The organism is Peribacillus sp. FW305-BF15 (genome assembly GCF_058783805.1).
In genome coordinates, this window is the sequence record NZ_JBYSYV010000019.1 from 46,027 (window position 1) to 66,890 (window position 20,864).

Sequence of the window (20,864 nt, forward strand, 5' to 3'; positions counted from 1 at the left end):
TCTCCTTTAATTTAAATAAATAGAAAAATATCTTTTTGAATTGATTACTTAATTTCTTTTAACATCCCTAACCCCTCAAGCCATTCTACAGGTAAAGGAAGTTCATATTGTATTCCACCTCCTGGTGACCCAAAACCTTCTGCAATTCCTCCTTTTTGGGTTAAAACTTTACTGTAATCTCCATTGTAGTACCTTTCAATTTGAGCTTCTACTTTCATCTTTAATTCTTTATCCGTACAATTCATAACATACTCTTTTAATCTTGAAAAATCCCCTATTACTTTGTACTGATGATATTTCGTCGCATCCTCAACATAAGGCAATGACCTCTGTACATATTCATACGGTTTTCCATCCATAACTGGTGAGGTATATCTACCATTTGGTGGCCCGTACCTATCAATGATTCCCCCTACTTTAGGTATAAATTCTTCTTTTATTGCATTTCCATTCTTATCAAGCACATATCCACCTTGAGGAACTTCTGACCAATTAATTGAACCATCTGCATTCAGTAAGCTAGAATCTTTGGGTATCTGGATGTCCTCAGGCCACTTACCAAATGATTCAAATTTGTCAGCATAATTTGTTCCTTTGTATTCATCTATTTTCATGAGATAAGTTTTAAGCTCAACTGCATTGCATGTCGATTTCTTTAATAAGTTTTCTACATGTTTAACCGTACCCTTAGAAATACTCTCCCCTGAAACACCCTCTACTTTGCTATCCTTCACCGTGAATTTCTGATAGGCTTCCTTAATTGTCTGCTTTTCCATCACAACTTGGGGAAGGGTTGGTCCTCCTGCGAGGGATACTTGTTCCATACTTATCCGTTTAGGGATCTCTTTTTTACCGATTTCTTCACCTATATTTTTTAACGTGGTTTTTCCTGATCTCGCTATGTCTGTTATTGTAGCTTTTGCATACTGAACCTGCTTTTGCGCAAATTCTTTGCTGTAAGGGACGAACTTTGTACCACTTGCTACTTTATCGGCGACTTTAGCCGCACCTGCCACACCGCCGATTCCAAGTGCCATTAACAGCCCGTTCTGGCGCTGTTCCTCGGTTAGCTGGTTGCCGAACATGTCTTTGCCGGTGGCCGCTTCACCGAGGCCGTTGGCTGCGAGGAGCCCGTATATTCCGTATTCGGTTTTCTGGAGGAGGCTAAAGCCTTTTGTCGTTTTATAGGCATCGAGCGCGTGGTTTGCTGCGTTGAGCCCTTTCGCCGTTTTGTAGATGGCGTTGCCGCCTTTGATGGCCCGTCCGGCCCAGCCGACGACGGGGATGAATCCAGCGGCGGCCATGGCGCCGGCGGCGATTCGTTCGGCATCGGACAGCTTGCGGCCCGTTACTGGATCGACTCCGGTCGAGGCCCTGATTGAATCATAATATCCCGTGAATTCCCCTGTAAAGGTTTTTGTCGTATCCCAGGCCTTTTCGTACCATGGACGATTTTCGAGTTCTTCCATTTCCTGTTCGATTTTCCGGGCTTCTGCTTGTTCCTTTTTGAAGGTTTGATAGTCTTTCATCTGACCGGCGACTTCATCCTTCACTTGATAGACGTCACTGCTCTTGAATGCCGATTGGTTGAATGTCATCGGCGAAACGTGGCCGTCCTGTTTGGTGGCATCAAGCAGGGCACGGAAGAGGCCAACGGCCACGTTTTCCTGCCCGATGGACACATCATATTCCTCGACCAGTTGCCGGTCGACATTCTCGACCTTTGTCACGGTGTCATCCATCCTGTGCCCGGCCAGCGTGATTTTTTCATTAAAGTCCTTTTGGTCGAACATATCAAGAGGCAGGATATCGTCAATGCTGTTCAGGATCCTTTGAAGATCGTTCGCTTGTTGATCGACAAGCGACTTCGCTTGGTTGATGCCGTTTGAGACTTCGCCATCTAAAAAGGGGACCTCGACCACCGTATTTCCGGAGAGGTCCGCTTCTTCCAGACTGGCCCGTATGCCTTCCAAAAAACTGATCTGGGTTGTGAATAATTCCATCCAGGCGTCCGCCACCTCGATTTGTGCTTCATAGAAGCTTTTGATGGCGGTAGCACCGGCTCCCTGGAACTCGTCATCCAGGCCGACAATGCCCTGAAATTCCTTTTTCAGGGCTGTGACTTCCTTCTTTAGTTCTTCATATTGCTTGGCGCGCGACTTGGTTGCGGCCGTCAATGTCTCGGATTCAAATATCTTCATCGCTGATACCCATGTGAAGACGTATGGGCGATGGCTTCATCCTGTTCTTTTAATAAGTCAATGTTAGCACGGGTATCTTCCACATTTTTCTGGACGATTTTGATATATTGCTCAAAGACCTTCTCCAGGTTCGTTTCGCGATCGATCCATTTCGAGGTGAATTCCAATTTATTGTTGCCAAGCTCGCCTGCCGGTAAATTTCCAAGCGTGACTGTACCAAGTGCCGTCTTCACTTGATCGACTTGCTTCGTTACGGCAGGATGATTCAGTTTGATTGTCGTCATTTAAAACAACCACCCTTTTAAATATGATATTTTACTTTCCAATTGATCTATGACGGCTTCTCCTTTGCCTAAAAGAACATCCGCTTCATGTGCTATCGTACCTGCTGCACTCAGAGCCTTTTTCTCTATATTAAGCATCATGATTTTACCGTCGATTTTCTCTTGATAGTCATCATAATCATCATGAATGATCGTTGACATTGCCTTGTATGCATCACTGCGGGCATCTTGAAAGTCTTCTGCCCGGTTTCCCGTCCAGCTTTTTGCCAAGTCCGGGTTTTTAATTTTAGCTATTTCCCCAAGACAAGCATTCTGTTCTTCTTTGATTTGTCTTTTTGCCTGCTCCAAACGATTGATTTTTTCATTCACATCGGAAGTTTTACTGGAGAGGGCAGAGTGAATTTCACTCAATGAATTTGCATACACCTAAAAAATCACCTCAAACATACTATTCTCATTATGTAGACTGTCATATTTTTCATAATTTTTATTATAAGGATTATAGTCTTAGAGTTAAATAGGGATAAATAAGCTATTTATGCTACGGAATTAGGAGATTCAGCCCGCACGCTCCAATTCCAAATTAGACTTTTTACCCTCACATTTCCATTTTTAAACATAAAGAAAGGGTGCAGGCTGCACCCTCTGAATATTTACTGCATTATTTGAATTCCTTTTCGCCAAATAAATGCGGAACTTTCACTTTTTTCCCTTTTTTATGATTGAAATCAGGTTTTTTAGCTTCGATTTTTGCTTGGTCATAGACAGCTGTGCCGACAATTTCAGCAACATCTTGAAGCTTTTCTTTTGAGATTTTATCAATGGTATCATCAGGAGTATGATACCAAGGTTCTGATGGACTGTGGATGAATAAAGCAGCGGGTATTCCAGCCTCAGCAAATGACACATGGTCACTTCTCCCGCCTTGTCCATATGGAGTCGGCTCACCATTCAGTCTTGTACTTGATGCCTGGGCCAGCTCGGTTACAAGGTTCATTTCTCCATCATTAGTCAAAATGACCAAATCTCCGGCATCCCTGCTTCCCACCATATCCAGATTGAAATTGGCAATGGTCCGCTTGATTTCATCATCAGGGAGATTGCTCACATAATGCTCCGAACCCAACAATCCATTTTCCTCTGCCCCAAAGGTGACGAAGCGAATTTCCGTATCTGTAGGAAGATTCTTCAGAACACGAGCAAGTTCAAGGGTGACGGATGTTCCAGATGCATCATCATTCGCTCCGGGTGCCCCCGCGACGGAATCATGATGTCCAGTAATATAAATGATATCGCTCTTTTTTGCTTTATTGTTCTTTGTTGCTTTTTTCGTTGCCACTACATTATAAGAGGTTTTTTCTCCTGAATGGGCTCCTTCAATTTTTAATGATGCTGTCAATTTGACTCCATCATTCAATTTTTCCAAAAGGGCTTCTCCATCCTTTTTGGTGATCGTGACGGATGGAATATACTTGTCATTATCCTCTCCGAGTGTCCCGTTTAATTCCCCATCTGCATTATTGAAAAGGATGACTCCCGCTGCCCCTTTTTCCGCTGCATTCAATACTTTCTCTGCAAAAGTGAGGTTCCCTCTTTGTATAAGGGCAATCTTCCCTGCAACATCGGTTTCCTCAAGCTCTTCTTTTGTTCCTAAACCGGCATATACCACTTCACCGGATAGGTCCCCATTAACTGAATAGGTTAAATGGTTCGCTTGGATTTCCCCATCGAATCCGGCAACGGACAGCTCGACCAAATTTGGGTCTGTATAAGATAAAAAATTGAACTCTTCAATATCGGCTTTATAGCCATAAGATTGAAACTGATTTTTGATGAATTGGACGGCTTTATACTCAGAATCCGTACCGGCCACCCGAGGTGTTTGTGAGAGGTATTCAATATTCTTGTAGATTTTATCGGCATCGATTCTTTTAATGACTTGCTTGTCCGTGGATGGCGCTGATAGCACCGGCGATGAATGTGGCGCTGATAATGCGGTGGTTGTCCCGGCTGTCCCGAGTGTCAATGCTGTGATTAATGTTAACGACAGAAATTGTTTTTTCATAGAATGCCTCCCAGTTTAATAGTTTCTACCACGATTTTACAATATATAGAAATTACTAACTAGGTAGGTTTATCCCTATTCATGCATGTCTAAAGTACCGAAATTACAAATACAAGAAATTACCAAGCTATTTGACCTGCATCAAAAGACCTTATCCATTCGATATTTTGTCATATTATATAAAAATACCTGTAATCCAAACAGGATTTTCGCACTTTTTCGGGAAAATAATACAGAAGATATTGAATTTTTACAGGGAGAAGGCGCAAAGATGTCGATAACTAAATTCGTGATGCCGGAAGTGATTTTCGGTAAAGGCTCGATTGAACAAGCTGGCGAGGCCTGCTTGCGGCTGGGTGCCAAAAAGGCGCTGATCGTAAGCGACTCCGGGGTGGCCAATGCTGGCTGGTTGGATAAAGTCATTGAATCCTGCCAAGATGCAGGCCTTGCTTTTGCTACCTTCATTGAAATGACAACCAATCCGAAGGACAGGGAGATCGAAGCCGGCTGTTTGACATTTAAAGAACAAGAATGTGATGCCATCATCGGTTTGGGCGGAGGCAGTGCTTTGGATGTTGCCAAAGGGGTAGCCCTTTTAGTAACGAATGGCGGCATCATCAGTGATTATGAAGGTGTTGATAAAGTCCACTCTCCCCTCCCTCCCATGGTGATGATCATGACCACTGCAGGATCGGGTTCGGAAGTATCCCAGTTTTCGGTGATCGTCGATTCATTCCGCGAGAAAAAAATGACGATCATTTCAAAATCACTCGTCCCCGATATTGCAATAGTCGATCCTGCTACCTTAACCACCTTGGGACCGGATTTGACCGCAGCTACCGGAATGGATGTTTTAACCCACGCCATTGAATCCTATGTTTCAATCGCTGCGACACCTTTGACCGATGTACAAGCTAAAAACGCGCTTTCCATCGTTTCTCGCCACTTACGCCCCTCTGTTGCATCCAGGCATAATGAGGAAGCAAAAAAAGCGATGGCGATGGCGAGCCTGCAGGCTGGACTGGCTTTTTCGAATGCCATTTTGGGAGCTGCTCATGCCATTTCACATGCCATAGGCGGCAAGTACCTCCTTCCGCATGGTGAAATCAATGCGATACTCCTTCCCCATGTCATGGATTTCAATCGAATTGCCTCACCAAGGCGATTCAGCGCGATTGCAAACATCATGGGCATCGATACACGGGCATTGACGGAGCAGCAAGCAGGAATGGCTGCCATTCACTTCGTAAGGGAATTATCCCGGGATATAGGGGCTCCCAAGAGTTTAAGTGATGTCGGCATTACGAAAGAAATGATAGATCCCATAGGGATGACCGCTCTTGAGGATGCCTGCATGATCACAAACCCCCGTGATATGTCATTAGAACAGATTAATCAGCTGCTTCTTACAGCCCTATAAGAGGTGAAAAGCATGAACAAACATGAATTGATAGATTTAATGACAGGCGTTAAATCTTCAAAAAAAACGTATTACACGGAACTTAAGAAAACCGTGGATCAGCTGAAGAAGAAGAATATGCAGCTTGAAATCATGAATGACATCACAAAAAATATGAATATGGAAATCGACATCCAAGAGATTCTCCGAAATGTTATTGAAAAACTTAAGCAGCTCATTACCTTCGATGACAGTCATTTTGTCATATTGTACGAGGAAGAACCTGCCCTGCTTCACATCTGCCCTAATGGTCACTGCGATCTTGAAATGGATCCCAAAAACCTGTTACACCCTTTTCAGGAATTCTCATCGGCCTTGAAAGAAAAGCAGCCGATTCAGGTGGAAGTTAACCAGTTACCGGACTTCCCAGAAAAGGATCGTCTATTATCCCTTGAGATCGAATCACTTCTATTAGTCCCTTTATACGGAAAAAGTAAAAAAATCGGAATTTGGACTTTCGGCAGGAAGAAAAAGAAAACATGGCAGGAAGATGAACTCGAATTTCTTGAGCAACTATCCAATCAGCTTGCGTTAACTTTGGAGAATGCCCAGCTTTATAAGGAAGTTCTTCATTCCAAACAGGAGTGGGAGGATACATTCAAGGCAGTTGAAGATATGATCATCGTCTTCGATCACAAAGGAAAGGTCTATCAATCCAATGATTCAGCCAGGGGCTTTTCCAACTTGGTTCCTTTAATTGAAAAATCACAAAATCTGATTCAAGATACCTTTTCATTTAATAAGCCAGGGTTTCAGGAAATACTCCTTCAGCATGATACCATCTTGGAAATGCATGCTTACCCGATTCAGAATAAGGAGCATCAAGTATATGGGGTCATTGCTTATTATAAAAATGTCACCGAAAGAAGACAGATGGAAGTCCAGCTATTACATGCCGGTAAACTTGGGGCGATTGGTGAAATGGCAGCTGGGATTGCCCATGAGTTGAACAGCCCATTAACGGCCATTCTTGGTAACTCGCAAATTTTATTACGGAAAACCCCACAGGACAATCCGGATTATATGCTATTGGACGACATTAAGATTTGCGGGGACCGATGCAGGCAAATCGTGAAAAGCCTGCTTACCTTTTCTAGGCAGGATGAGTATAGGTTCCACTATTACTCTATTAACGAAGCCATTCACCAGGTTCTGAACCTATTGAAGTTCCAACTTGGGAAGAAGCAAATCTCCCTCCATCTTAGCCTTCAGGAAGACCTTCCTTTCATAAAGGGCAGCCAGCCGCAGATCGAACAGATCATCATCAACTTGCTATTGAATGCCAAGGACGCATTGGATGAGTCTGCGCAAACGGAAAAATCGATTTCGATCGCTACCTATTCAGAAAACAAGTTCATGGTGGTTCAGGTGACTGATAACGGAACGGGGATTGAACAAGAACGCCTTCCCTTCATATTCCATCCCTTTCATACGACTAAAGACCGTGAAAAGGGAACAGGTTTGGGGCTGTCTGTAAGCCTTGGCATCGCCAAGGACCATGGCGGAAAGATCGACGTTTTGAGCACACCAGGACATGGAAGCACTTTTTTTCTGAGGCTTCCTATACAAGGAGAGGAAAGGGGATGATAAGGTGATTCATTTACTTGTGGTAGACGATGAGAAAGAGGTTGGGACTTTTCTATCCCGCCTTTTTACGATGAAAGGTTACCTCGTACAAGTTGTGAATAGCGGGAAGGAGTTTCATGAAATCGACTGGAATCAGCAGCGTTTTGATGTCGCAATGATAGATTTGAAGCTTCCGGATTGCGATGGACTTTCCCTCCTGCGGCATCTAAAACGACTTCAGCCGCGTTGCAAGGTACTGATCATGACCGGATACAGCACCGTCAAGACCGCTGTTGATGCCATGAAACTCGGCGCGAGTGATTACATGGAAAAACCCTTCGTGGATATTGAAGTACTGGAAAGGCAGATTGACAACCTATTGAATGAAAATGAAGCTTTGAACCAGCATTTCATCCATAAGCTTGCCGAGGATTCAGGACTCATTGTCGGTGAAAGTCCTTTAATGAAGAATTTGATTGAAACGGCCTTCAAGGTTGCCCAAAAATCCGTCAATGTATTAATCGAAGGAGAAACCGGAAGCGGGAAAGAAGTGCTTTCACGCTTCATCCACATAGCCAGCCCCCGAAACCATGAACCTTTTATCGGCATCAATTGCGGAGCGATCTCTGAATCCCTGCTTGAAAGCGAATTATTCGGTCATGAAAAGGGCGCTTTCACCGGAGCGACCCAGCTGCGAAAGGGTTTTTTCGAAATTGCTGGGAACGGGACGCTTTTCCTTGATGAAGTTGCGGATGCAAGTCCGGCCATTCAAGTCAAATTGCTTCGGGTTTTGGAAACGCGGGAATTCATGCGGGTTGGCAGCAGCGTGACATTACGGACGAACGCCCGGTTAGTGGCGGCCTCCAATGAAAACCTGCAAAAGGCAGTGGACAAGAATAAATTTCGGGAAGACCTATTTTACCGACTGAACGTCGTGACTCTGGATATCCCGCCATTAAGGAGCCGAAAAGAGGATATTCCGTTGCTTGTCCGACACTTGGTTGAGAGAAATGGTCATGGAGATATCTCATTTTCCAATGAAGCCATTGAAAAATTACAGCAATACAACTGGCCAGGCAACATACGCGAACTATCTAATGTGGTCTTGCGCACGCTAACTCTTGCAGACAATAAGTCAGTAATAACCGCCAATGATATCTCACTATCCAACAGCCAGATCACACCTGACAAAAATGTGTCACCTGAGATACAGTCAACAGAAAACCTTCTTGAAGAGTGGCGAAAAAGGCTGGTGGCTGATTTTAATGAGAAGGATGAACTGATGCTTGAAGAAATCCTTACGGAAATCAAACAGCTTCAATCAACAATTGGAAAGGAGCTCGTCATGCAGGCACTGCAAAAAACCTACGGCAACCGGAATGAAGCTGCCAAACGCTTGCAAATATCCATAAGGAAATTGCGTTATATATTAAATGAGAAGAGCCAGACATAATAAAAAGGAGGATGCCCCGGTTCCAGGGCTTCCTCCTCTGTTCCTATTCTAGCGTCAATACGATGCGGCCGTTGATTTCTCCCTTTTCCATCATTGAAAACACGTCATTGATTTCATCAAGCTTTCTTGTTTCAATATTCGTTCTGACTTTACCCTCAGCCGCAAATTGAACAGCTTCCTGTAAATCTTTTCTCGTCCCGACGATGGACCCTTTTACAGTCACCCCATTTAACACTGTATCAAAAATCGGGATTGGAAGTTCATCATTCGGCAATCCGACTACAACAAGTGTGCCGCCCCTCTTGACTGAACTGTAAGCCTGTTCGAATGCTTTTTTCGTAACCGCCACAGAAATGGATGCCTGCACGCCGCCAACCTTATCCTTAATGGCCTGTACAGGATCGGTCTTAAGCCCATTAACCGTGTAATCCGCCCCAAGTTCCGTTGCCAGATCAAGCTTATCATCTTGAATATCGACAGCAATGACATTAAAGCCCATCGCTTTTGCGTATTGCAGGGCAACATGTCCCAATCCGCCAATTCCATAAATCGCTACCCAATCGCCAGGTTTTGCTTCTGATACCTTAAGCGCCTTATAAGTCGTTACACCTGCACAGAAAATCGGTGATACCTCCGCAAAGTCAAGCCCTTCAGGAACCTTCACCACATACTTGGCTGGTGCTTTACAATACTCCGCATACCCGCCGTCCACGGAATAGCCTGCATTCAATTGATCCAGGCAAAGCGTTTCCCTGCCGGTCAGACAATATTCACAATCGCCGCAGGCCGAATAAAGCCAAGGGATCCCAACACGGTCACCCACTTTCAAGGAAGTTACGCCTTCCGCCACCTTTTCTATAATGCCCACACCCTCATGTCCCGGGATAAGAGGAAGCTTGGGTTTTACCGGCCAATCACCATGTGCAGCATGTAAATCGGTATGACACACGCCACAGGCTTTAATTTTCACTAATATCTCACCATATTCCAATTCCGGAATCGGTACTTCCTTAATCTCAAGTTTTTGGTTAAATTCATTGACGACCGCCGCTTTCATTGTCTTGACCTGTTGTTTTGCATTTACAGTGCTTGCCCCTTGTTTTACATTCATGATTACTATTCCTCCCTTAATCTAGTGGATATTATTTCTTGCTACTACTTATACAAGATGCAAGTGCCATGCCACTGCAAAAAGGCCAAGACGACAGCATTCACAAAAAAAAGTGCCGAAAGATCGGCCCATTTGGACGAATTAACGGCTCAAGTTGGACGAAATCCGGTTTGTATATTGCAAGAAAAATGGTTCACCCTATAAATAGGAGGTGTCTAAACCATGGACCAATTTGAAGAAGCCTATGAGTCATATAAACAGCAGGGAACACCGCAAGCAAACCAAAGTGATTCAGCAGCAGGAAAAGAAGAAATCATCGCCGTAAGGAAAAATGAAGAGGACAATATTATCGCCATCAAGACGAACTCCGGCCGCGAACTCGACTACCCCTCAGCCCTTGCGGAAGCCAAAGCTGGTAACCTGGCCAACGTTGACGTCTTTCATAAATATGGACGTGACATATTACGGAGTGAGCCCGATGGGATAAAAGAAAATAACCTGGATCAACTGCCGGAGTTTTGAATTTTTCGGGGAGACTGCCTGATACGGGCAGTTTTTTTCTATCTGGATGCGCAAAAAAAAGAACCAGCATGATTAGCCGGATCTTATTTTTCATAAGGATAGGATTCAGAGATTTCGAGCAGTCGGCCGCAGGACTCGACAACCTCGATGATTTCCATCCATGACATGTCTAGACCCAGTTCATTAGCATGGGAAATCTTATCCCGTAATTTTCGGATGGCATTCGCATCCTTCTTCCCTTTACTTTTCGAAGGGATTTGGAAGAAGTACCTCAATTCTTTATCTTTATGTATAATATCGAATTTATCACTGATTTGCAGGCACTCTATTATATTGATATCCTCATTTTTATCGATTCTCCTTTTATATAATTCGGTTGCCTTTTCTAAACGGTCTTCGCTGATCATTGGATACCAGCTGCCATCGCCGAATCTATCCAGGATGATATCGCTCATCCTCATTTCCAATAAGGTAATATATCCAAATATCAGCATCCTGATCGGAGGCTTTTGGAGGTCGGCATGGGTAATCAACATTTTAATTGAATTATTCTCTAATACGAACACCCTTGTCTTATTCTTAAAAATATTGAGAAGCTGGATCAAAGGGGTTGAATTCGAAACCATTTCCCTTGGTGAGAAGTTTCTCATATATTCAGAAATACTTCCCTCACCTAGTTCTTGCCTTTCTATATATCCGATGATTTCCCCTTGATCTTGGACTGCCAATATATCAAAATTCTTTTTTTTCATTGCTTTCTGGATATCCAGCGCCAGATCGTTTTTATGGCAAAACTCAAGTTCCTGGGCAATGCTCTTAACCGTTATATTTTCTTCATAAAGAGTTTTAAGACTCAGATAGCTGCTATTGCTTTTTCTTTCGCTTCCATTTAACATCTTTCAACCTCCGATCAGGAACACTTTCTGCCCGTTTTCCGCTTTAATAATAGAAATGAATGCGGCCCCAAATAAAGTTCACTTTAGTGGACTCCATCCCATTCATCAAATGCCATCAACTGCATTTCCTGCTGCCGTTTCCACATTCCCCTTCTCTTCCCACCCCTTACAAACATCCACCCAATCCTTGGCACCTGAATATTCAAATAATTCAGCGAGTGTAAGTTCTATTGCAGAGTTGGAACTGCCGCAAGCCGGAAACAATGACTCGAAGCGCTTCATCGATACATCAAGAAAAACAGCTAAATCGTTTGCCAGGCCAAACGGGCAAACGCCTCCGATTGCATGGCCGGTCTGTGCAAGCACTTCATCAGGTGAAAGCATTCGTGCCTTGAAACCGAACGTCTGACGAAATTTCTTATTATCCACTTTCGCGTCCCCTGCGGCAACGACCAAAATCGCGTGTTCACCTTCCCCTTTAAAGGAAAGGGTCTTGGCAATCCGCGCTGGGATAACACCGATGGTTTCCGCTGCCTCAATCACCGTGGCACTAGATGTTTCGAACTCCTTTACGTCGCCTTCCCGATTCCATTGTTTAAAATGGCTTTTGACACTTTCGATCGACATATTAATATTCACTCCTTTTTATGTACATATTGAAATAATATCATCCTTCATTGCAATAATTCAAAATCCAATTGTGCTGCTTCATCTGATTGGAAACCTATAAATTAAAACCATTCTTTACAAATTGACGAAACAAGCTTACATGGGCTACTATTAAACATCGGGTAAACGCCTGCACGTGGTTCGTAACCATCCCACGATAAAAAACTAGGGAGAGAGTAAAATGAATGTTCGTACACTCGTGATAAACGGGTTATTGGCTGCCTTGTATGTGGCGGTCTCATTGGTGTTTAAACCAATAGCTTTTGAGATGTTCCAATTCCGTGTACCGGAAATGTTGAATCATCTGATTGTATTCAATAAAAAGTATATCTACGGTATCGTTGGAGGAGTCTTCATATCGAATCTGCTCTTTTCGCCGATGGTGCCATATGATTTGATTTTTGGGGTGGGCCAATCCCTGCTCGCCTTATTGCTTGTCATTTATGTGTCTCGTTTCATAAAAGGCATTAAAGGACGTATGGTCGCTACGATTATCTTTTTCACGTTCACAATGTTTTTAATTGCAATTGAACTGAACCTTGCCTTTGGCTTGCCATTCTGGCTAAGCTGGATGACTACAGCTGTCGGTGAGTTCGTTGTCCTTTTGATTGGAGCGCCAATCATTTATGGAATGAACAAAAGAATTCAGTTTGAAAAGTGGCTTTAAAAGGAATCTCCGGGCCGTTAAGCCACTATAATGGAAAAGAGCTGTCTGCATGATGCGGCAGCTCTTTTTTTTCACCATTGAACTCGAAAATGATAAACTATTAGTAAGAATGGTGGTGGCCCTTTGAAAAAAGTCCTGACCATAATCGGTCTACTTGTAATCGCAATTTTTATATACTCTAATGCAGAACTGTTCACTTTGGTTTGGAAAAGTGATTTGGATTCTGTTATTGGCATATTGAAGGAAAATCTTTTGCTTACATTTATTGTGACATTCGTATTGATGTTTGTACAAAATTCTTTTACAATCATCCCCTTAATTTTGCTCCTAACCATCAATGTCACGATATTCGGATTCATATATGGCTATCTATGGAGTTGGTTTACAAGTGTTGTTGCCTCAGGATTCATTTTTTATGCAGCAAGAAACTGGTTTCAGGAGCTTCTTTTAAAGAAGATTGGTGAAAAGTGGCAAGAATCTGTAGTGGAGCATGGCTTCATGTACGTGTTTACAGGCAGGATTTTCCCGCTTATCCCCACAAGCTTAATTAACTTGGCAGCCGGAGTCAGCACCGTCACTTTCAAAGACTTTTTATTGGCGACGGCACTTGGCAACCTTATATACTTTTTCTTCCTATCACTGATTCCCTATGGACTGCTATCTGTTGAAATGAACCAATATACGCTAGCTGCTCTTGCACTCCTCTTCTTACTATTCTTCATGATCTATAAGCGTGCAAAAAAGAAGAAGAAACTAACCCTCTTCAGAAAAAACAGGTGACCACATTGGCCCCTGTTTTTTTATTTAGAGATTCTGCATATATTTTTTTCCGATAGTTTGTTAAAATGTGTATGTATTTTTACCTTTGAAATGTCTTAAAAACAGGGAGAATCTCCATGTCCAAACGCTCCATCTTAGCAATATATATCCTATCCGGGATTCTTACATTAGTCGTATTCGACTATTTTTTAACTACAAATATCCATAATAAAGAGGTCTTCATTCAACTCCAAAGGGTGGAAGGCATTGTTTTCCTTTTATCAATAGGCTTAATTCTATATCTTTATTTAGCTAAAAAGGAAGAATTCAAACGATTAAAAGAGGCGGAACAACGTCGGCGCACACTCATCAATTCAATGGTGGATTTCGTTAATTTCAAGGATGGGGATGGCCGATGGCTTGAATCCAATACCTTCGGGCTGCAATTATTTCAATTGGAGCATGTAGATTATAAGGGAAAAAGAGACAGTGAGCTCGCAGAATACACCGAATTTTATAAAGAATCGTTGATCTACTGTGAAATTTCCGATGAAGAAACGTGGGTAAAGGGGGAAATTACTAGGTGCGAGGAAATCATCCCTCTTCCCGATGGCAATCACAAGACCTTTGATACGATTAAAGTTCCCCTGTTCAATGAAGATGGTTCACGTAAAGGCTTAGTCGTCATTGGCAGGGATATATCTGAAAGAGTTGTCGCGGAGAATCAATTATTTGATAGCGAACAACGCTATAAATCATTGTTTGAGCACAACCCTTATCCGATGCTGATGCTTGATTTAAATGGAATGATCACGACCGTGAATCCAAGGTTTGAAACGGTAACAGGCTTTCAACAGGAAGAAATACATGGCGCTTCATTCATTAATTTGAATTTTTCAGCAGAAGACGCGGAATTGATCCGTACATCATGCCAATATGTCATGGAAAACCAAAAGGGGATCAAAAAAGGGAAAGATATAGAATTCCTGACGAAGTACGGGAAGTCCATCTTACTTTCTTGTACGTTTGTCCCGATGATGGTTGGCGAGGATTTAGTCGGAATCATTACTTATGCTAAAGAAGTCACTCAAATTCGAGAAACCGAAGCACGCTTAAGAAGAACCGAAAAATTATCGATAGTCGGCGAACTTGCCGCAAGTGTAGCCCACGAGGTACGAAATCCGCTGACTTCTTTAAAAGGTTTCGTCCAACTGCTTAAAAAGAGCGACCATCCCTTTGAACAATACTACACGATCATGTTAAGTGAATTGGACCGGATCAATCTTATTGTAAGCGAGTTACTCGTTCTGGCAAAACCACAGGAACTTCCATTCAGCAAACATCAAATCATCGACCTGATGAATGATGTCAAAACCTTGTTGAAACCAGAGGCGGACTCGTACCCCACCAAAATATCAATATCTGTCAAAAATGAAATACCGCTTCTATTATGTGAGGGAAATCAATTAAAACAAGTTTTCATAAACATGCTCAAGAATTCCATGGAGGCATCCGCCGACCACATTTGGATTGATTTTGAACGAATGAACAATAACCTTTCCATCACCATCAAAGATAACGGTAGCGGAATAGAAAAAAACCGCATAAAACATCTTGGAGAGCCTTTCTATTCTTCAAAAGAAAAAGGAACCGGATTAGGACTGACAGTCAGTTGCCGAATCATTGAGGCGCATCGGGGAAAGGTCCGGTTTAACAGTGAACTGAACCAAGGAACCGAGGTCCAAATCATTTTGCCCATATAAATATGAACTTCGAGGACAAGCCTGAACCTTGTCCTTTTTTTGCAGGATTCAAAACCATCCTATTTTACCAGAGAGTGAAGAATTCCTTTATATTCCCAAAGAATGAAACCGTCTCAACAGGTTGTTTCCCATTAGTCTGGCCTCCTGGATCATTGGATGTTTCGTTCTCCGTCATACCAGCTGTACTCGTTTGCGCTGCCTCAACTTCCACCTCTTTTGTTTTGACATCATCCACGGTTTCTTCCTCATCCATTTCAACATCCATGTCCTTTTCGAAAACAAGGACGTAAGTACGACGCTCCCCATCCTTTGAAACGGTAACGGAAATGGCCGTTTTTGCTTTATCCTTGATCTTCACTTTCGCACTGCTCGCACCGTCATATTCAATCGTTGCTCCGCTGGCATTTGTCGTTGCATTCAATTTGACTGAAGAAATATCATTATCGACCTCTATATGATAGGTATGCTCATTAGATTCAAAAGATTTGTTCCATACGCCGGATGATACCGTCAGGCTGTTCAACACTGGTCCATTATTGCCTTCCTCGCCTAAAGAATCTGCGGACGTTACTTTCTCAATAGAATCCGTTTTCACTTTTTGTGCTGAAATACTTTCAATTTGCTGTGCATTCGTTACTTCACTGACACCACTGCTTGGCTTTTGATTATTAGAGGATTCCGCTGATGTTAAAGATGTTTTACTCCCCTTATCCGTGGAAGGTTGGGCTTTACTCGTTCCTGTTGAGGGGGCCTTTTGAACTTCATCCTCTTTTGGAGCAGCTTTCGATTCCGTTTCCTTTGCTGCGGCTGCAGCCCGTGTAATCGTGAGTGTATATGTTTTTTCATCACCATTTTCCGCTGTAACGGTTATCTTCACCGTTGTCTTACCGACTGGAAGGGTAACCTTTACACCTGCACTGGTTGCATCCTTTCCATTTACCTTTACAATTGCCTTACTGTCACTCAATGTCGGAGTTACCGTAACCGACTGGACTTCATTTTCAACTGAAGCATGATAAGCTGTCACCTTAGAATCGAATGTTAATGAGCCTTTTGATAATCCAATCGATGTTAAAAGGTTATCATCATTTTCATGTTTTTCGACCTTGAGAGTATAGGTTACGGTTTCATTTTCCCCATCGCTGACGGTGATTACAAACGTATTCATGCCAGTTTGAAGAGTTAAATCCTTCAATTTACCATCCGTCATTTTGACACCATTCACATATATGGCTGCATTCTCGTTAGGGCTTGCTGCAAGCAAGGTAATCTTTTCCACATCATTCCCCACTGTTGAACTATAGTCGTGTACATCTTCTGTAAACTTTTGATCCAGTGCTATACCCTCTATCTCTAGCTTTGAAAGACTATTTACCGTTTGGGCCTCTTCCAAAATGACAGAAGTGCCTTCCGCAGCTTCTGTCATTGGCGTATAAATGGATGTTCCCATCCCCACAAGGGAACCAACCAAGATCACCTTCACACTTGTTTCTTTTAATCCCTTCTTCATCAAAACCTATCCCTCCAAATTCCTTAAACATGATAGGCTCAGATTACTAAAGGAACCTTAATTATTTCTTAATGGAGTTTATATCAAAAGGAGGATGTCTATTTGGTATAAACTTTATGCAAAGTGGAATTCCCACCACTTATTTATGGCTATACTGGAATGGAAGGCAAAACTAAAACTTATTGTTCTCATTTTATAGCGAACCTCTTAAACTGCCTTTAGATAACTAAATTATTTTCACTGTTTTTTCACATTTTCCTTTTATAATGGGCTTACATAATCGGATGAAAGGATGATGGCACACCAAGATGAAAAAATATTTATGGCTGGTAGTCAGCCTATTCAGTTTGCTTTTATACCCGGCAATGGCTTCTGGGCATGCTACAGTAATCAGCTCTAATCCTAGCCCGAATGAAGCAATAGATACTCTTCCTGAAAAGATCACCATTCAATTCAGCGAGAATATACAACCAGCTTTTCATTCGCTTGAGGTATTCAGCCAAGATGGAGACAAAATTCAAACTCAAGACAGTACAATCTCTGAACAGAGTGAAAAAATACTGGAAGCTAAGTGGAAGGGCACGATCGATGAAGGGATTTACTATATTAAATGGAGAGTGGTTTCGAGTGATGGCCATCCTATTGAAGGAACTATCCCCTTTCAATTCGGAGATTCGGCAGGCCTATCAGATCAAAATAAATCCGAAGTGAATGAAAGTTTTCCGAATTCCATCAACGTTTTTCTTCAAAGTCTACAATACATATGCTTCGCTGCCCTTACCGGAATCCTTTTTTTCAGATTATCGCTAATGAAGGATTCCCGACTTTTTGAAGCCAGCAGAAGAACCCGTCTATACCTTTGGCTTTCATATGCTGGTTTAGCATTTTCCATCTTCTGCAGCCTGCCTTTAAGAGTTACGATCGATGCTGGCGTAGGTTGGACCGATGCATTTAATGTTAGTTATATAAAGGAAGTATTGAATGCTACAAACTTTGGGACAATCTGGATCATGGAAATTCTAATATTGCTCCTTCTATTTTTAGTAATTTATTTCATGCTCGAGAACTCATTGAATAAATCACTACCTTTCATTTCATTCATCATAATTGCCAGCTTGATGATTTGTAAGGCATTCACCGGACATACAGCAGCCGTTCCTAATCAGGCTCTGGCCGTTTTGATGGATTTCCTTCATTTATTGTCCATGGCTTTATGGCTCGGCGGACTTATGGCCATATTGGTGATTTTGCCTGGGCTTGCAGATCGGCAGGCAGTCCAACAAGATAAGAAAACCTTTTACTGGTCGATCATTCAAAGGTTTTCCAAATGGGCATTTCTGTTTGTAATCATCCTGATTATTAGCGGAATATATAGCAGTTTTCAGCATGTGCCAACTATCCATTCAATGTTTAACACAACATATGGCCAATTGTTACTAGCGAAAATCGGTCTCATGTTAATCATGATCGTTTTAGGCGGCTTTCATTTTCTCAGAGGGAAAAAGCAAACGAAAAAACTTGGTTATAGTGTGGGAATGGAGTTTGGTTTAGGAATCGTCATCCTTCTCGTTGCAGCTTTATTAACAAATGTCCAAACTGCCATGTCTTCTCCCGGCCCCATTGAAAAAACGTTACGGACTGATGAAAATAACGAGGTTACATTAATGGTGACGCCCAATGAAGTCGGGGATAACATGATTCAAGTAAATCTATCCAATGAAGGCAAGCCAATTGCTGAAATAGAGCAACTTACGATCACGATGCAGCCATTGGATACGCCACGCGGTGAAATAAAGCTGCAAATGAAGGAGAAAAACACAGGGACATTTACATCAAAGTCTATATTAACCATGCCAGGAAAGTGGAATATCCATGTTCATGGATTGACTGAAAGCCTGGATTCAATCAATGCTGATTTTATAATTTTCATCGGGAATTCATAATAGGAGGGATTTATAAAAATGAAAAACATTTCAAAGCTACTTATTTTTACATTTGCTGCATTATTCATTTTTTCCGGTTCAGCATATGCTCACGTTTCGGTCAAGCCAAGTTCATCTGCACCTGAGGCGTGGGAAACTTATACAATTAAAGTACCCGTAGAAAAAGAAACTGCCACTACAAAGGTGACTTTAAAAGTACCTGAAGGGGTTACTTTTGAAAGCTATCAGCCTGTACCGGGATGGAAAGTAACGACAGAAGGTGACAAAGATGGGCATGTAAAAACGGTAACTTGGGCAGCAACTGACAAAGGAATAGCTGCTGGACAATTCCAGCAATTCTCTTTCGTAGCACAAAATCCTAAAGAAGAAACGAAAGTTGCCTGGGATGCATTTCAATATTACGAAGATGGTGAAATCGTTGAATGGAGCGGTGAAGAAGGCTCAGACCTACCGCATTCTGTAACTGAAATCACGGTTGCTCCCAAGGCTGATGCTGAACCTGCGGATCATGGTCACGAAGATGAAGCTGACACTAATGATTCCACGACACCTGACAATTCAAAGGATGCAGCAACAACAGAAGGTGATGGCAACCAAACGCTGATCATTACCCTGGCTGTCATATCATTAATTCTTTCCATTGTAGCCCTTTTTGCTGCTCTAAGGAAAAATAAAAAATAAAATAATCATTATGGAAGGTGCCCCAAAAATTTCTTGGGGCACCTTTTTTCTCTACTATTCCATGACCACCGATTTACTCGGTAACTTTAGATTTTCTGATTCTATCGTAATCTTAATCGATTTTTCAGCTCTTTGTTCCGTAATCGTTAAGTTAAGCAGTCCATTTCCCTGCGCTTTTTTGCTTATTCCCAGATCTTCCGTACTTTTCACCAGCTGTGCATATAATTCCGCTTCAGTTAAATTGCGCTCAAATTCTTTTTCAGCAATCACTTTCAAGAGAGCTGCCGCACCGCTTACATGAGGCGTAGCCATTGACGTTCCGCTCAACCTGGCATATTTATTTCCTGGATACGTAGAGAGAATATCAACCCCTGGCGCCACCAAGTCAATTTCATCATTTGTATTTGAAAAATCCGCTAAATTTCTGTTTAAATCCACAGCCCCCACTTCCACTACCTCGGGATATGCTCCTGGATAATCCAATTCATCCGTTTCATGACGCCCATCACCGCTATTTCCAGCTGCACAAACAACAAGGATATCGTTCTGAAGGGCCTTTTGAATGAGTTTGTGTTCAGTCTCATCGGGAGGTCCGCCAAGCGAAAGTGAAATAACCGAAACCTTTTCTTCATTTGGCCCCCGCCAATTGATGGCATACTCTAGAGCACCATTAATCCAATCAATGTCGCCTTGTCCTTGACCATTCAGGGCCTTTAACGCTAATATGCTTGCCTTCGGAGCAACTCCCACTACACCAGCATTATTAATGGCAGCAACAACCGTACCGCTAACATGTGTCCCATGTCCGTTATCATCTTGATAATCCCCGGTATTGGTAAAATCCTTCCCGCCAATGATTCTTTCCTTGAGGTCTGGATGTCCCTTGTCTATGCCTGTATCAATGACGGCAACTACCACGCCCTCACCATAACTGCTTTTTTCCCAAATTGCCGGTGCTTTCACAAGCTCGACACCCTCAGGAATCTTCTCTTTCACCGTTTCCATCACTTCAAGAACTTTGTAAGGTATTAATCTTTTTTCTCTTGTCATTTGATTACCCCTTCCTTCGTTCAATAAGTTAAACTGCCATCAGTGTAGGGATTTTCATCCCGTCTGGTTGCCGTCTACCGTTGAAAGAGATGAGATCAAAAAACTCTTCTCTCTTATATATACCAGATTTATGAAAATAAAAAAGAAGTTTTCGGAAAATTCCGTCTAAATAACTAGTTTTTATTTCTTTTCGTGTTATTATCTGGTACTCTTATTATAGAACAAATGTTCGTTTTATGCTACACTTTTTTCTCTTTTTTTTCCC

18 protein-coding genes and 1 riboswitch are annotated in these 20,864 nt (G+C 42.4%); of the genes, 9 read left to right on the forward strand and 9 right to left on the reverse strand.

Going from position 1 to position 20,864, the window contains the following annotated elements:
* Nucleotides 1–44 precede the first annotated feature (44 nt).
* The 4 genes from AC3WLU_RS19170 to AC3WLU_RS19185 all read right to left on the reverse strand — a co-directional run bounded on the left by AC3WLU_RS19170 (nucleotide 45) and on the right by AC3WLU_RS19185 (nucleotide 4,550).
* Entirely contained in the window at nucleotides 45–2,201 is a 2,157-nt protein-coding gene (locus AC3WLU_RS19170; protein WP_492597745.1) for a T7SS effector LXG polymorphic toxin, read from the reverse strand.
* A complete protein-coding gene (locus AC3WLU_RS19175; RefSeq protein ID WP_034306007.1) occupies nucleotides 2,198–2,485 on the reverse strand; it encodes a YwqI/YxiC family protein in 288 nt (95 codons plus the stop codon). Before AC3WLU_RS19175 ends, AC3WLU_RS19170 begins: the two co-directional genes overlap by 4 nt.
* Nucleotides 2,486–2,911, reverse strand: a complete 426-nt coding sequence (locus AC3WLU_RS19180) for a YwqH-like family protein (RefSeq protein ID WP_063577498.1) — start codon at nucleotides 2,909–2,911, stop codon at nucleotides 2,486–2,488.
* Between the two features lie 235 nt (nucleotides 2,912–3,146).
* The gene (locus AC3WLU_RS19185) at nucleotides 3,147–4,550 is read right to left on the reverse strand and encodes a M28 family peptidase (protein WP_492597746.1); all 1,404 of its coding nucleotides are present in this window, start codon (nucleotides 4,548–4,550) and stop codon (nucleotides 3,147–3,149) included.
* A gap of 271 nt (nucleotides 4,551–4,821) precedes the next feature.
* Between AC3WLU_RS19185 and AC3WLU_RS19190 the strand changes: the two genes are divergently transcribed.
* The 3 genes from AC3WLU_RS19190 to AC3WLU_RS19200 are packed head-to-tail and all read left to right on the forward strand — an operon-like array spanning nucleotide 4,822 to nucleotide 9,028.
* Nucleotides 4,822–5,970, forward strand: coding sequence for an iron-containing alcohol dehydrogenase (locus AC3WLU_RS19190; protein ID WP_492597747.1), 1,149 nt, complete (start codon nucleotides 4,822–4,824; stop codon nucleotides 5,968–5,970).
* A gap of 12 nt (nucleotides 5,971–5,982) precedes the next feature.
* Nucleotides 5,983–7,596 carry a sensor histidine kinase gene (locus AC3WLU_RS19195; protein ID WP_492597748.1) on the forward strand — a complete coding sequence of 538 codons (1,614 nt, stop codon included), beginning with the start codon at nucleotides 5,983–5,985 and terminating at the stop codon, nucleotides 7,594–7,596.
* Between the two features lie 4 nt (nucleotides 7,597–7,600).
* Nucleotides 7,601–9,028: a sigma-54-dependent transcriptional regulator gene (locus tag AC3WLU_RS19200; protein ID WP_400450358.1), complete on the forward strand. Its 1,428-nt coding sequence runs from the start codon at nucleotides 7,601–7,603 to the stop codon at nucleotides 9,026–9,028.
* Between the two features lie 43 nt (nucleotides 9,029–9,071).
* On the opposite strand, the gene adhP is transcribed toward AC3WLU_RS19200, so the two are convergent.
* Nucleotides 9,072–10,085: an alcohol dehydrogenase AdhP gene (gene adhP / locus AC3WLU_RS19205; protein WP_098184993.1), complete on the reverse strand. Its 1,014-nt coding sequence runs from the start codon at nucleotides 10,083–10,085 to the stop codon at nucleotides 9,072–9,074.
* A 276-nt stretch (nucleotides 10,086–10,361) separates the two neighbouring features.
* Between adhP and AC3WLU_RS19210 the strand changes: the two genes are divergently transcribed.
* A complete protein-coding gene (locus AC3WLU_RS19210) occupies nucleotides 10,362–10,661 on the forward strand; it encodes a DUF3892 domain-containing protein (RefSeq protein WP_057278519.1) in 300 nt (99 codons plus the stop codon).
* An 83-nt stretch (nucleotides 10,662–10,744) separates the two neighbouring features.
* Here the strand turns inward: AC3WLU_RS19210 and AC3WLU_RS19215 are convergent, their stop codons facing one another.
* Nucleotides 10,745–11,557, reverse strand: a complete 813-nt coding sequence (locus tag AC3WLU_RS19215) for a CBS domain-containing protein (RefSeq protein WP_492597749.1) — start codon at nucleotides 11,555–11,557, stop codon at nucleotides 10,745–10,747.
* Between the two features lie 105 nt (nucleotides 11,558–11,662).
* Nucleotides 11,663–12,184 (reverse strand): YbaK/EbsC family protein, encoded by a 522-nt coding sequence (locus AC3WLU_RS19220; protein ID WP_063595345.1) that lies wholly within the window; start codon nucleotides 12,182–12,184, stop codon nucleotides 11,663–11,665.
* A gap of 172 nt (nucleotides 12,185–12,356) precedes the next feature.
* Nucleotides 12,357–12,401: riboswitch (PreQ1 riboswitch) on the forward strand.
* A gap of 6 nt (nucleotides 12,402–12,407) precedes the next feature.
* On the opposite strand from AC3WLU_RS19220, the gene AC3WLU_RS19225 reads away from it, so the two are divergent.
* From AC3WLU_RS19225 to AC3WLU_RS19235, 3 genes are all read left to right on the forward strand, one after another.
* Nucleotides 12,408–12,893: a QueT transporter family protein gene (locus AC3WLU_RS19225; protein WP_034306030.1), complete on the forward strand. Its 486-nt coding sequence runs from the start codon at nucleotides 12,408–12,410 to the stop codon at nucleotides 12,891–12,893.
* 123 nt (nucleotides 12,894–13,016) lie between these two features.
* Nucleotides 13,017–13,673: a TVP38/TMEM64 family protein gene (locus AC3WLU_RS19230; RefSeq protein WP_145506867.1), complete on the forward strand. Its 657-nt coding sequence runs from the start codon at nucleotides 13,017–13,019 to the stop codon at nucleotides 13,671–13,673.
* 116 nt (nucleotides 13,674–13,789) lie between these two features.
* Nucleotides 13,790–15,415 (forward strand): PAS domain S-box protein, encoded by a 1,626-nt coding sequence (locus tag AC3WLU_RS19235; RefSeq protein WP_492597750.1) that lies wholly within the window; start codon nucleotides 13,790–13,792, stop codon nucleotides 15,413–15,415.
* Between the two features lie 64 nt (nucleotides 15,416–15,479).
* On the opposite strand, the gene AC3WLU_RS19240 is transcribed toward AC3WLU_RS19235, so the two are convergent.
* Nucleotides 15,480–16,925: a cadherin-like beta sandwich domain-containing protein gene (locus AC3WLU_RS19240; protein ID WP_492597751.1), complete on the reverse strand. Its 1,446-nt coding sequence runs from the start codon at nucleotides 16,923–16,925 to the stop codon at nucleotides 15,480–15,482.
* Nucleotides 16,926–17,233: 308 nt separating this feature from the next.
* On the opposite strand from AC3WLU_RS19240, the gene AC3WLU_RS19245 reads away from it, so the two are divergent.
* Nucleotides 17,234–18,868, forward strand: coding sequence for a copper resistance CopC/CopD family protein (locus AC3WLU_RS19245; RefSeq protein ID WP_492597752.1), 1,635 nt, complete (start codon nucleotides 17,234–17,236; stop codon nucleotides 18,866–18,868).
* Nucleotides 18,869–18,886: 18 nt separating this feature from the next.
* The gene (locus AC3WLU_RS19250) at nucleotides 18,887–19,549 is read left to right on the forward strand and encodes a YcnI family copper-binding membrane protein (RefSeq protein ID WP_057278512.1); all 663 of its coding nucleotides are present in this window, start codon (nucleotides 18,887–18,889) and stop codon (nucleotides 19,547–19,549) included.
* Between the two features lie 54 nt (nucleotides 19,550–19,603).
* On the opposite strand, the gene AC3WLU_RS19255 is transcribed toward AC3WLU_RS19250, so the two are convergent.
* Nucleotides 19,604–20,599 (reverse strand): S8 family peptidase, encoded by a 996-nt coding sequence (locus AC3WLU_RS19255; RefSeq protein WP_492597753.1) that lies wholly within the window; start codon nucleotides 20,597–20,599, stop codon nucleotides 19,604–19,606.
* Between the last annotated feature and the right edge of the window lie 265 nt (nucleotides 20,600–20,864).

Bases quoted from the DNA above. Each gene is read 5' to 3' on its own strand.
- AC3WLU_RS19185 (WP_492597746.1), bottom strand. From the start codon at position 4,550: ATGAAAAAACAATTTCTGTCGTTAACATTAATCACAGCATTGACACTC.
- AC3WLU_RS19215 (WP_492597749.1), bottom strand. From the start codon at position 11,557: ATGTTAAATGGAAGCGAAAGAAAAAGCAATAGCAGCTATCTGAGTCTT.
- AC3WLU_RS19190 (WP_492597747.1), top strand. From the start codon at position 4,822: ATGTCGATAACTAAATTCGTGATGCCGGAAGTGATTTTCGGTAAAGGC.
- AC3WLU_RS19175 (WP_034306007.1), bottom strand. From the start codon at position 2,485: ATGACGACAATCAAACTGAATCATCCTGCCGTAACGAAGCAAGTCGAT.
- AC3WLU_RS19250 (WP_057278512.1), top strand. From the start codon at position 18,887: ATGAAAAACATTTCAAAGCTACTTATTTTTACATTTGCTGCATTATTC.
- AC3WLU_RS19225 (WP_034306030.1), top strand. From the start codon at position 12,408: ATGAATGTTCGTACACTCGTGATAAACGGGTTATTGGCTGCCTTGTAT.
- AC3WLU_RS19170 (WP_492597745.1), bottom strand. From the start codon at position 2,201: ATGAAGATATTTGAATCCGAGACATTGACGGCCGCAACCAAGTCGCGC.
- AC3WLU_RS19235 (WP_492597750.1), top strand. From the start codon at position 13,790: ATGTCCAAACGCTCCATCTTAGCAATATATATCCTATCCGGGATTCTT.
- AC3WLU_RS19240 (WP_492597751.1), bottom strand. From the start codon at position 16,925: ATGAAGAAGGGATTAAAAGAAACAAGTGTGAAGGTGATCTTGGTTGGT.
- adhP (WP_098184993.1), bottom strand. From the start codon at position 10,085: ATGAAAGCGGCGGTCGTCAATGAATTTAACCAAAAACTTGAGATTAAG.
- AC3WLU_RS19195 (WP_492597748.1), top strand. From the start codon at position 5,983: ATGAACAAACATGAATTGATAGATTTAATGACAGGCGTTAAATCTTCA.
- AC3WLU_RS19255 (WP_492597753.1), bottom strand. From the start codon at position 20,599: ATGACAAGAGAAAAAAGATTAATACCTTACAAAGTTCTTGAAGTGATG.
- AC3WLU_RS19220 (WP_063595345.1), bottom strand. From the start codon at position 12,184: ATGTCGATCGAAAGTGTCAAAAGCCATTTTAAACAATGGAATCGGGAA.
- AC3WLU_RS19245 (WP_492597752.1), top strand. From the start codon at position 17,234: ATGAAAAAATATTTATGGCTGGTAGTCAGCCTATTCAGTTTGCTTTTA.
- AC3WLU_RS19210 (WP_057278519.1), top strand. From the start codon at position 10,362: ATGGACCAATTTGAAGAAGCCTATGAGTCATATAAACAGCAGGGAACA.